12 protein-coding genes are annotated in these 12302 nt (G+C 34.6%); 8 read left to right on the top strand and 4 right to left on the bottom strand.

All coding sequences use genetic code 11. The features are described 5' to 3' along the window. Positions 1-90: 90 nt before the first annotated feature. Positions 91-756: a DUF2461 domain-containing protein gene (locus tag LC457_RS22015; RefSeq protein WP_223601753.1), complete on the bottom strand. Its 666-nt coding sequence runs from the start codon at positions 754-756 to the stop codon at positions 91-93. A gap of 569 nt (positions 757-1325) precedes the next feature. Between LC457_RS22015 and LC457_RS22010 the strand changes: the two genes are divergently transcribed. From LC457_RS22010 to LC457_RS21975, 8 genes are all read left to right on the top strand, one after another. Next, entirely contained in the window at positions 1326-3032 is a 1707-nt protein-coding gene (locus tag LC457_RS22010) for a DEAD/DEAH box helicase (protein WP_047420633.1), read from the top strand. 152 nt (positions 3033-3184) lie between these two features. Beyond that, a complete protein-coding gene (locus LC457_RS22005; RefSeq protein WP_042723220.1) occupies positions 3185-3823 on the top strand; it encodes a DUF47 domain-containing protein in 639 nt (212 codons plus the stop codon). 13 nt (positions 3824-3836) lie between these two features. After that, positions 3837-4979, top strand: coding sequence for an inorganic phosphate transporter (locus tag LC457_RS22000; RefSeq protein WP_223601752.1), 1143 nt, complete (start codon positions 3837-3839; stop codon positions 4977-4979). 100 nt (positions 4980-5079) lie between these two features. Next, positions 5080-6051 (top strand): polyprenyl synthetase family protein, encoded by a 972-nt coding sequence (locus tag LC457_RS21995; protein ID WP_110010795.1) that lies wholly within the window; start codon positions 5080-5082, stop codon positions 6049-6051. Positions 6052-6127: 76 nt separating this feature from the next. Then, on the top strand, positions 6128-7078 hold the full coding sequence (locus LC457_RS21990) for a GSCFA domain-containing protein (RefSeq protein WP_223601751.1): 951 nt from the start codon (positions 6128-6130) through the stop codon (positions 7076-7078). After that, complete coding sequence (locus LC457_RS21985; protein ID WP_223601750.1) at positions 7079-7600, top strand: DUF4269 domain-containing protein; 522 nt, start codon at positions 7079-7081, stop codon at positions 7598-7600. A gap of 4 nt (positions 7601-7604) precedes the next feature. Beyond that, positions 7605-8372, top strand: coding sequence for a TatD family hydrolase (locus LC457_RS21980; RefSeq protein ID WP_223601749.1), 768 nt, complete (start codon positions 7605-7607; stop codon positions 8370-8372). A 3-nt stretch (positions 8373-8375) separates the two neighbouring features. Next, on the top strand, positions 8376-9521 hold the full coding sequence (locus LC457_RS21975) for a hypothetical protein (protein ID WP_223601748.1): 1146 nt from the start codon (positions 8376-8378) through the stop codon (positions 9519-9521). Between the two features lie 48 nt (positions 9522-9569). Here LC457_RS21975 and LC457_RS21970 read toward each other — a convergent pair whose 3' ends face one another. The 3 genes from LC457_RS21970 to LC457_RS21960 all read right to left on the bottom strand — a co-directional run bounded on the left by LC457_RS21970 (position 9570) and on the right by LC457_RS21960 (position 12274). Continuing rightward, positions 9570-10874: a DEAD/DEAH box helicase gene (locus tag LC457_RS21970; RefSeq protein ID WP_223601747.1), complete on the bottom strand. Its 1305-nt coding sequence runs from the start codon at positions 10872-10874 to the stop codon at positions 9570-9572. Between the two features lie 178 nt (positions 10875-11052). Continuing rightward, positions 11053-11691, bottom strand: a complete 639-nt coding sequence (locus tag LC457_RS21965; protein ID WP_223601746.1) for a porin family protein — start codon at positions 11689-11691, stop codon at positions 11053-11055. A gap of 94 nt (positions 11692-11785) precedes the next feature. Continuing rightward, positions 11786-12274, bottom strand: a complete 489-nt coding sequence (locus LC457_RS21960) for a DUF6438 domain-containing protein (RefSeq protein WP_223601745.1) — start codon at positions 12272-12274, stop codon at positions 11786-11788. Between the last annotated feature and the right edge of the window lie 28 nt (positions 12275-12302).

The raw sequence follows: 12302 nt of genomic DNA, 5'->3' as shown, positions 1-12302 counted from the left end.
GTAAAATATTCAGAAATAGAAAGCTTATTATTAATTATCTGTGAAAATCTGTACTACCTGTGGCTAAGAAATCTCTGTATTTCAGATTAATTAAAGAAAAGGAGTGTTCAGGAAATCATTGAAGGGCTTCATCACCTTGAAAACTTTAGTCATATTTTCCACTGCATTTTTATCCAGTACTTCCTCGTCTTTTAAAGAATATACTACAATGAAATTTTTAAGTTTAAGATATTCTCCCATAGGATCTTCTTTTTCGAAACCTTGTGGGATTTTTTTCAGTTTGTCGTCCTGATCAAGTTCCGGAAAGTGCTTTTTAAAATCTTTATTATTGAGAATTTTGAGGAAATCATCACCATATAACGATATTTCTTTGCGTACTTCTTTCAGAACTGAAGATTCAGGCATATAAATCCCTCCTGCTAAAAAGGATTTTCCGGGTTCCATGTGAAGATAATAACCACCTTTCTGATTGCCTTTTCCCATTCCCAGTGAAGCTCCGAAATTAGTTTTATAAGGCGACTTATCTTTTGAAAATCTCGTGTCTCTGTAAATTCTGAACAGCGCTTTTTTACTGTCAATTTTAGCAAGTTCTTCATCAAAACCAGACATCTCTTTAATCAGTTCATCAAGAAATGACACCACATTTTGCTGAGATTCAATGTAAAGATTTTTATTTTCATTAAACCACTCGCGGTTATTGTTTTTGTTTAATTTGGTTAAAAAATCAAATGTTTTGGAAGAAATGCTTGCAGACATATTGTGTGAGGTGTTTTTAGTGTTGTTGCTAAGTCAGATTTGGGTAGGCTTTTCAATCCGGAAATTTAGAATTGGAAATTTGTACCACAATTCAAATGTACAAAATCTATTCAGGTTTTAAAACTTTCACTATAGGTAATACCCGGATATTGGGTGATAAAGGAATCAGCAGTGACGGATTGGTGATTAAAATAGGTTGGTCAGTAAGGCGCTGCCAAGTACCAAATACCTGAAGTTCTTCTTATTCATTTGACGATATTTTTATGTCATTTTAGAGTGGTCTTTTGTGATAGATGTAATGTTTTGCATAATAATATAAAAAGAGAAAAATTTACGTTCTATGGTTTTATTTTTGAAAATTCATAAATTTCACAGAAAAAATCAATCCAATTTAATAAAAAAAAATAATGTTTAACAAGTCCTTAGTTTAAGGCTGTTTTTTTTACATTTAATTTTCAAAAAATCAAAGAAATATTAAAAGATTCTGAATTTAAGATTGTATATTTAAAACTTTATTCAAAAACAAGTCAAATATTTGTTGTATCTTTGCAAAAATTTTAAAATAGTTAATGAATTTATTTACGGAAACCAATTTAAGTCCTGATATCCTTAAGGCAATTGGCGAACTGGGCTACGAAAGCCCAACAGAAATCCAAAAACAGACTATCCCTTTTATTCTTTCAGATATTCGCGACTTGATCGCACTTGCGCAAACAGGGACAGGCAAGACAGCAGCGTTTTCGCTTCCGATTTTGGATATGATTGACGATACGAGTCGCAAAATCCAATTATTGGTGCTTTGTCCGACACGGGAATTATGTCTTCAGATTTCGAAGGACATAAAGAATTACTCTAAGTACATGAAAGACATCAAAACTACTGCAGTTTATGGTGGAAGTAGTATTGTAGACCAGATGAGATCTCTGAAGGATAAACCACAGATTATTGTGGGAACTCCGGGAAGAGTAATTGATCTTATCAACAGAAAAGCACTTGACTTTTCTGCGATTCATTGGTTAGTATTAGACGAAGCCGATGAAATGCTTTCTATGGGATTCAAAGACGAATTGGAAACCATTCTAAGCGAAACTCCGGAAACTAAACAAACTTTCTTATTCTCTGCAACGATGAATAAAGAGGTAGAAAGAATTTCCAAAAATTACCTTACAAAACCACACCGTATTTCAGTAGGTTCTATCAACGAAGTGAAGAAGAACATTACTCACGAATACTATGTAGTAGGGTACCGTCAGAAAAAAGAAGCGTTGAAGAGATTAATCGATGCCAACCCTAATCAGTATTCCATTATTTTCTGTAGAACAAGAATGGAAACTCAGGAGGTTGCAGATTTCCTGATGCAGAACGGGTATGCAGCTGATGCTCTTCATGGTGATCTTTCTCAGGCGCAGAGAGATACAGTAATGAAGAAATTCAGATTGAAAAACATTGATATTCTTGTAGCGACAGACGTTGCAGCAAGAGGATTGGATGTAAACTCTCTTACACACGTTATTCACTTCTCTTTACCAGATGATCCTGAAGTATTCGTTCACAGAAGCGGAAGAACAGGTAGAGCTGGAAAAGACGGTATTTCTATGGCCTTAATAAAGCCTGAAGAAAGCAGAAAACTGAAACAGATCAAATCTGCAACAAAAATTGAAATTAACGAAAAATTCATTCCAACGGGTGATGATATTATCAAAGCTCAGGTAGGAGGTGTATTCGAAAAATTATTAACGGAGCACGAGGATCTTTTCGAATTTGATGATAGCCTAATCCCGGATCTAAGCAAATTTACAAAAGAAGAATTGGTGCACCAGTTGCTACAGTTCCAATTGAAGGATCTTGCTTTATATTACAAAGATAAACACGATCTTGTTGAGCAGAAATTAAGCAGCAGAGATGATGATTACTCAAGAAGAGACCGTGGACGTGATAGAGACAGAGACCGCGGACGTGACAGAGACAGCAGAGACAGAGATCGCGGAAGAGACAGAGATCGTGGTGGAAAGCCAAGAAGAAGAGATGAGAGTATGGTAAGATTCTTCTTTAATCTTGGGAAAAAAGACCATTTGAAGAAGCTTGATGTTTTAGATATTATCAATAAGGCCACTGGTGATGGAAAATCCAAAAAAAGAGCTGAAATCGGAGATATCGAAATCTTAGAGAAATTCTCTTTCTTCGAAGTTGAAAAATCGTTTAAAGACAATGTCTTGAGCAATATTCAATCCATGAAGTTCAAAGGAAAAGATATGAGAGCTGAAGTAGCAAACTAAATCTCACAAATTACTATATAAAACCGGCCTTAATGCCGGTTTTTTTATTTGATAATCAGGAGTTAAGCGAATGTTAACAAAACTTAATGTCATATAGTTTCACGTACAATCCTTTTTTAAGAAATTTGCACACGAATTATAAATACTAAAAAATGGGAATTGGTAATATTTTCCACGCTTTTCAACCAAAAGATAAAATCTTCTTTGTACTTTTCGAAAAAGTAACTGAAAATCTAGTTGCAATGTCAGAAGATTTCAACACAGGAATCAAAGATTTCGATCTTAATGACGATTCTATGTTGAAGAAAATGAGTGACTTCGAACACAAGAATGATGAACTTACTCACGAAATTTTCGTAGAATTAGGGAAAAACTTCATTACACCTTTTGACCGTGAGGATATCCACACATTGGCAACAGGACTGGATGATATCGCTGATTATATCTACGCTTCCACAAAATATATTTTCCTATACAAATCACCTGAGATGAAGGCTTATTCAGACTTCTCTTTATTGATCCATAAAGCATGTCTTGAAATTCAGAATGCTATGAAAAACCTTAAAGGGTTCAAAAATATGGAGCAGGTGAAAGAAGCTTGTATTAAAGTGAACTCTATTGAGAATATTGCTGACGATTTGCTTTCCAATTCAATGGTAGAATTATTTGAAACTAATGATGCAATTAACATTATTAAAGTTTCATCTGTATTGAACTACCTTGAAATTGTAACGGACAAAGCAGAAGATGTTGCCAATACAATTGAGAACATCATGATTAAATACGCCTAATACATAGCAAAAAATGGAATTTCCGATTTTACTTGTAGTTATTATTGCGTTGGCCCTGATCTTCGATTATATCAATGGTTTTCATGATGCAGCCAACTCAATTGCGACTATTGTTTCTACAAAAGTTTTAACTCCATTCCAGGCTGTACTTTGGGCAGCGCTTTGGAACTTTGCAGCATTCTTTATTGCTGCTTACATTATTGGAGAATTCAAAATTGGTAATACAATTGCCAAAACAGTTAACGAGAATTTTATCACCTTAGAAGTTATATTTTCCGGTCTTGTGGCAGCGATTGCCTGGAACCTGCTTACATGGTGGTTCGGGATCCCTTCGTCATCATCACATACATTGATCGGAGGTTTCCTTGGAGCGGCTCTTATGCATGCTTTTATGATGGATTATCATGATGTGGCAGCAGCACAGCCAGAACTTGGAATGTGGAGCACTGTTAAAGAAGCTTTCAGCCAGGTAACACATCAGGGTGTGGTAAAGTTTGATAAAGTTATTCCTATCTTCCTGTTCATTTTCATGGCGCCAATTATAGGGATGATTATTTCTATTATTATCACATTAATTATTGTACACCTATATAAAAAATCAAACCCACACAAAGCAGATAAATCTTTCAAAAGATTGCAGTTGGCTTCATCAGCTCTGTTCAGCTTAGGACATGGTTTGAATGATGCTCAGAAAGTAATGGGAATCATTGGAGCAGCGGTAATTTATTATCACGTTAATATGCTTCAGGATACACAATATTTGAATATTCCTTCTGCAGGACGTTTTGATTATTTTGCACAGCATTATATCTGGGTTCCTTTAGTATCATTTATTGCTATTGCTTTAGGGACAATGAGTGGTGGTTGGAAAATCATCAAAACAATGGGAACGAAGATTACGAAAGTAACTTCATTAGAAGGAGTAAGTGCAGAAACTGCAGGAGCTATTACCTTATTCATTACAGACCACTTCGGTATTCCTGTATCTACTACACATACGATTACAGGTTCTATCATCGGGGTAGGATTAACGAAAAGAATTTCAGCAGTAAGATGGGGAATCACAGTAAGCTTACTTTGGGCTTGGGTTCTTACCATTCCAATCTCTGCAATAGTAGCAGCAATTACCTATCTTGTGGTAACCTTCCTTTTCTAAAAACAAATCATATAATTATATAAACTTTGTCCGTTTGGGCAAAGTTTTTTGTTTTATAAAGCCTCGAAAAATCGTATTTTTGTTCAAATTAAAAGATTTTATGGAATTTTTAGACAGATACCAGCAGATTGTAGCGGACGCCATCACTAAATATACTTTTAAAGATAAACCTTCGGAGCTGTATGAGCCGATGAACTATATTATTTCCCATGGTGGAAAGCGTCTTCGTCCTATTATGGTGCTGATGGCTTGTGAGATGTTCGGCGGAGATCTTAAGCAGGCAATTAAGCCGGCTTTGGCTATCGAGTTTTTCCATAACTTCACGCTGATCCATGATGATATTATGGATGAAGCTCCTTTAAGAAGAAATAAACCTACCATTCATACTTTACACGGTCTTAATGTGGGAATTCTTTCCGGAGACGGACTGATGCTTAAAGCCTATAAGTTTTTTGAGGACTTGGAACCTGAAATCTTTAAAGCATGTATCAGAATATTTACCCACACCGGGCTTCTGCTTTGTGAAGGACAGCAGTACGATATCAACTTTGAAACTCAGAAAGACGTTACTTTTGATGACTACATCAGAATGATTACTTATAAAACAGGAGTTTTAAGTGCTTCCTCATTTGAGATCGGAGCTTTGATTGCAAAAGCAGATTTTAAAGATGCTAAAGCTATTTTCAATTTCGGAAAACATATCGGGATTGCGTTCCAGATTATGGATGATTATCTTGATGTATTCGGTGATCAGGCACAGTTCGGTAAAAAGCATGCAGGAGATATTTATGAAAATAAGAAAACTGTTCTGTATTTGTTAGCAAGAGAACATGCTACCGATGAAGAAAGAAAAGAACTGGATTACTGGTATTCTAAAAAGACGGAAAACGTTGATAAAGTATACGGAGTAGAAAAGATATTCAGAAGAACAAAAGTAGATGAAAAAGCATTACGTCTGATCGAAAAACATAACGAAATCGGACAAAGCTATCTTCAGAAAATAGATGTTCCTGAGGAAAAGAAAAAACCTTTTATCGAGCTGGCAAATTATTTGTTGAGAAGAGAAAGTTAATAGAGGTAGTAGATGGTAGGTAGCAGGTAACAGCAATTTACCTGCTACCTATTTCCTGCCACCTAATACCTATACGATGAAATTCAGAACAGAAGTTGATATTCCTGCATCAGATAAGAAGATTGAGATTGAAGATAAGATATTTTCAATAGGTTCATGTTTTGCCTCTGAAATGACTGATTTACTTAAGGATGGACAACTTCAAACCCTTAATAACCCCTTTGGGACGATATTTAATCCTTTTTCAATCAATAACGCTCTCAATAGATTACATGATTCTGCGTTTTACGAAGAGGAGGAGCTGATTACCTATAATGAAGAATATATTTCTCTGGATCATCACACCAGTTTTGATACCCGGTATATTCATCAGACCTTAGATAAAATAAACGGAGCTATTGAAGCCGGAAATGCCTTTCTTCAGGAAGCTGACTGGATTATAATTACCTACGGATCCTCATTTATTTACGAGTTTCTTCCCAAGAAAAAGCTGGTGGCCAACTGTCACAAAATTCCTCAAAAGTTTTTTGAGAAAAGACTGCTTTCCCATCAGGAGCTTACGAGTTCTATCTACCAGACAATTCTCGATCTTAAAGATATTTGTAAAGAAGGAGTACAGATCCTGTTTACCGTTTCACCTGTAAGACATACCAAAGATGGAATGGTTGAAAATCAGTTAAGTAAATCCAAATTAATTACCGCTATCCACGAGTCCATTTCTCTCTTTGAGGACTGTCATTATCTGCCGGTCTATGAGATTTTGATGGATGATCTTCGGGACTATCGTTTTTATAAAGAAGATATGATTCACCCAAGCACACAGGCGGTTAATTATATTTTTGAGAAATTTGGAAATGCCTATTTTTCAGGAGAGACACAAAATTTTATCAAAGAAAATTTTAAGATTATCAAGGCGCTGGAACATAAGACGAGTGATAAGAAAGACCCTAAGTTTATAGAATTCAGGGAGAAATTAGATCAAAGAATTGAAATTCAACGTAAAAAGGTAAAACATAAAATATTTTAAATGCTTGATTTTACCAGAATTGACTATCTGAAAGATGGAAATGAAAGACAAAAAAGAGCTTATGAAATTCTTACAAAATATCGTGTCTTTGAGAAACTGAAAGATTATTCACCAATTTTAGCAGGAACTGTTCCTCTGGAGATTGATGTCAAAGGAAGCGATTTGGATCTTATTTTCGAGGTGGATTTAAAATTTGAACAAGACTTTCTGGATGATTTACTATTTAGTCAGCTTATGCCTCATGACGTAGAAGTTGAATATCCCAATATAAATGGTGAAAAATGTATTACATTAAATTTTATGCTGGAAGGGTTTCCCATCGAAGTTTTTGGACAGAATAAGCCTACGACAGAGCAGAATGCCTACCTTCATATGGTTTCTGAATACAAAATATTACAGGAAAAAGGAGAAAAATTTAAACAAAAAATAATAGAACTAAAAAAACAGGGAATAAAAACCGAGCCGGCTTTCGGAATATTGCTGGGGCTTGAAAACCCTTATGAAGATCTGTTAAAATACTAAAAAAATGATTGATACACATACACACCTATACGCAGAAGAATTTGATGAAGACAGAAAAGAAGCTATTCAGAGAGCTTTAAGCAAAGGAATTACAGAATTTTATCTTCCTGCAATTGATTCCGAATCCCATGAGAAGATGCTGCAGCTGGAAACAGAATATCCGGGACAGATTTTTTCAATGATGGGATTACACCCTTGTTATGTAAAACCTGAATCCTGGGAAAAAGAACTTGAAATCGTAAAAAACTATCTCGATCAGAGACATTTTCCTGCAATTGGAGAGATTGGGATTGATCTGTATTGGGATAAAACAACGCTGGATATTCAGGTGAAAGCTTTTGAACAGCAGATTGACTGGGCCATAGAAAAAGATCTTCCGATTGTAATTCATACAAGAGAAAGCTTTGATGAGACATTTGAAGTGCTGGAAAGAAAAAAACACCCGAAGTTGCGAGGAATCTTCCACTGCTTTTCAGGAAATCTTGAACAGGCACACCATGCTGTTGATCTTAATTTCATTTTAGGAATCGGTGGAGTAGTAACGTTCAAAAATGGGAAAATAGACCAGTTTCTGGGTGAAATTCCATTGGATAAAATTGTTCTGGAAACAGATTCTCCTTATCTGGCGCCAGTTCCCCACAGGGGAAAAAGAAATGAAAGCTCTTATCTTGATCTGGTTGCTGGAAAACTGGTAGATATTTATGGGAAAGATTTCTCTGAGATAGACCGCATTACTACAGAAAATGCTAAAAATATTTTTAAAATAGCATAATTAATGAATGCCCTGTTAAATTTTACAAGGAACAATCGGTTGAATGGTATATTGCTGTTTGCTGTTTATTTCATAATCAATCTTTTATTTCTGACAAAATATGGAATCAGGCAGTCTTTTGTTCCTCTTAATATTTTAATTATTCTTTTTTCAGGAGGCAATTTATTATTATTTTCTTTAGGAAAATGGTCTTGGCTGAAAAAGATATGGACTGAGAAATCAGTATATCTCCTTATCGTTGCTATAACTGTTGTTTACATTGCCATGTGCCATGTGATGACGGATCCTTATAAAATGAATATCGATAGATGGGCAACTTTAGAATTTTCTGTGAAGCATTGGACAAAAGGAGAATACATCTATGATACTCCAAATTTCATGGGAAATTTATCATCTTATCTTCCCGGACAATTGCTTTTATCAAGTGTTTTTTATTTTTTAGGGAATGTCGGATATCTTCAGGTTGCAGCTTTTTTATTGTTTTCCTATGTCATTTTTTTAGAATTTAAGGGCAATTTTCATAGATTTCTCGCGATAGTAATGTTTGGAATTTCCCTGGCCTATATTTATGAAGTGGTTTGTAAAAGTGATTTTATCTCTTCCTTTATTGCCGTTGCAGCCTTCATTCTTTTTTGGAGCAGAAAGTTTAAAGACAATTATTTTAAAAGACCTGTTCTGTTGGGAATATGTATAGGAATTTTATGTCTTACAAGAAGTGCAGTGATTATTCCTTTGATTATTTTTTTATTAAATCCTTTTTTTAAAACCAGCTGGAAAAATAAAATACAATTTGGAATAAGCTTTTTATTGACAGCAGCATTACTAATGGCATCCGTTCTGCTGCCTGGTAAAAGTATTGAGCATGTGCTACAATACAATCCTCTTAATCTTCAGGGACAAAGCAATAAATTTGTTATGCTGTTCTTTATTATACTGTCGATCATACTTTCCTTTTATGTGAAAAAAATAGAAACAGTATTTTACTATTCAGCGTATCTTCTTTTTTTCGTGATGTTGACTTTTGTAAGTGAGCAGTATATTACCTTAGGATTTTCTTATCAGAATAATTTCTTTTCTACAACCTATCTGGCCGCTTGTTTACCTTTTTGTATTATCGGGTATTGCTATACAAAACAAAAAACAGAATAATCATAAACTATCAATAAAAAAGTCCTTTTCAAAAAAGGACTTTTTATTTTATTTTTTTCTGGTGAAATTCTTATTCTTAGGCTTTTTAAATCCTACCGAAGCTCCTGTAGAAGGCTTTTTACGGTTGTTATTTGGCCTTGAATTATTACTGTTGCCTGTTCTTGGTTTGTCACCACCTGCATGAACTGGTTTGTTGTTAGAATCCCTTTTTTGGGCAACCAAATTATCAGTATGGAACGGATGGTCTTTTATTACAGGAATTTTCTTCCCAATCAACTTTTCAGTATTCTTTAAATTCAAAAGATCAAGCCCGTCTACAAAAGAAATAGATGTTCCTTCAGCTCCGGCTCTTCCTGTTCTTCCGATTCGGTGTACGTATGTTTCAGAAACATCGGAAAGCTCAAAATTGATTACGAATTTCAATTCATCAATATCAATTCCTCTTGCTGCAATATCAGTTGCTACAAGAACTCTTGTTTTTCCGGATTTAAAGTTATTTAATGCATTCTGTCTTGCATTCTGAGACTTGTTACCATGAATGGCTTCTGCAGAAATATTATCTTTCTGAAGTTTTCTGGCAATCTTATCTGCTCCGTGCTTCGTTCTTGCAAATACCAATACAGAATCTGAAATGTCATTTTGCAGAATGTGAGAAAGCAAATCCAGCTTGTTATCTTTTTCTACAAAATATACAGATTGTTTAATGGTATCTGCTGTAGAAGAAACCGGAGTTACCTCTACTTTTATTGGATTGTTCAGGATCGAGTTAGCCAGTTTCTGAATTTCAGTCGGCATTGTTGCAGAAAAGAATAAAGTCTGTCTTCTCTGAGGTAGAAGTTTGATAATTCTTTTTACATCATGTACAAATCCCATATCCAGCATTCTGTCTGCTTCATCAAGAACAAAGATCTCAAGATTTTTCAAACTGATGATGCCCTGAGCAATAAAGTCAAGAAGTCTTCCTGGGGTAGCTACAAGAATATCAACTCCTTTTCTCAAAGCAGCCTCCTGATTTCCTTGTTTTACCCCTCCAAAAATAACAAGTTGTTTTAATGGAAGATATTTACCGTAAGCATTAATGTTTTCCTCAATCTGAATGGCCAGTTCTCTGGTTGGAGTAAGGATTAACGCTTTTATATGTTTATTGGGAATTTTATTTTTAGATAAATTCTGTAGAATAGGAATAGAAAAAGCAGCTGTTTTGCCAGTTCCTGTCTGCGCGCAGCCTAAAAAGTCTCTGCCGTCTAATATATCAGGAATAGATCTTTCCTGGATAGGAGTAGGAGTCGTGTATCCCTGCTCCTGAATTGCTTTTGCAATAGGTTCTATTAAGTTTAAGTCTGTAAAATTCAAATGAATTATTTTAAAATTTAAATAAAAATTCCTTCAGTCTGAAAGAATTACATTCTGCAAAGGTAGTCTAAATATTTTTAAGTATCTTATTCCACTTTTTTAGACTTATTGCCTATTGAAAAACAGAAATGGCCACCCGAATGTGAGCCGCCATTTTTTTCTGTTAAATATCTGAAGTTTATTTAAATCTATATCCTACACCAGCCTGCAGAAATCCGATTTTAACAGGAACTGCATTGCTTTTATTCATTTCTATAAAATTGAAATTGTATCTGGCATCAACAAAAAACTTTTGATTAATCTTATATTCTGCCCCTACAAATGGAAATAAATTCAGGGTTTTTAAAGATTCGTAATTGTGGGTTTCAGCCTCATCAAAAACAGTATTCATTTTTACTTTGGATGATATGTTAAATCCTAAGTTCATCCCTACAGAAGCAGAAAGCTCTGGAACAATATAATATTTTACTGAAATGGGAACCTGTATCTGGTTGAATTTGTAATTAAAGTTCATGTTACCCATGCTTACCACCTCATTGCCTACCAACTGATACCAGGGATAAGCATCTTTACCACCCAATTGCGTATACAGTAATTCAGCCTGTAAGCCAAATTTAGAAGATAAAGGCTGTTCTGCTGCGATACCTAAGTAAAAATAGGATTTTGAATCCAGCCCGGTTCCGAAAAACTTCATATTGGATAAGGAATATCCTCCCTTTACCCCAAAGCTCACAGAGGCCGGATCTTTTGTGGTTTCCTGTGCATTAAATATTGCTGAGAAAGCAAATGTTGCAATGAAAAAAATGTTCTTCTTCATGTTTATTTTAAATGGTTAATAGTTTTACAAAAAAAAATTCCTCCAAATGAAGGAATTACTGTTACAAAGATAAATTAAATATTTTTTAGTGAAACTATTTCACTTTATTCCATTGTTGATTCTTTCTCAAGTTTTCAAAAAATTGATAGACTTCTGAAAGTTTTTCACTTCCATGTTTTCCGTAATCTTCCACATTTTTAGAAGTGCCGTCAGCGAATTTGATTCTTAAATAAGAGGTTGGAAGATCGGTGATATTTTTCTCACCATACTTATCGTTTAAGCTTTTTACATTGAGCCCATCCAGTAAGCTGATTAATTTATTGTAATCCTCTTCCTTGATTGTTCCTTTAAAAGTTCCTTCACGAGGCTTTGAAAATTCATCCTTTGAAGGCTTATCATTAAAATTAAAATGTTCTGCTTCAAAAACGGCTGTTCTGTCCGGACTGATCGTCATTTTAAAAACTGGACAGAATCCGAAACACGGAGTAGCCTCATATTCAATAATAGAATATTGAGAGTTTACTTTCTGAGAAGTACAGGAAAATAAAAATACAAATGCACAAAGGCCCAATAAATATTTCATAGTTTAAAATTTTAGAGAGTCTCCCAAT

The organism is Chryseobacterium sp. GVT01B (genome assembly GCF_019970045.1).
Lineage (GTDB): Bacteria > Bacteroidota > Bacteroidia > Flavobacteriales > Weeksellaceae > Chryseobacterium.
The sequence above is the reverse complement of the archived record's forward strand: the minus strand, read 5'-3'. Positions and strand labels throughout refer to the sequence as shown.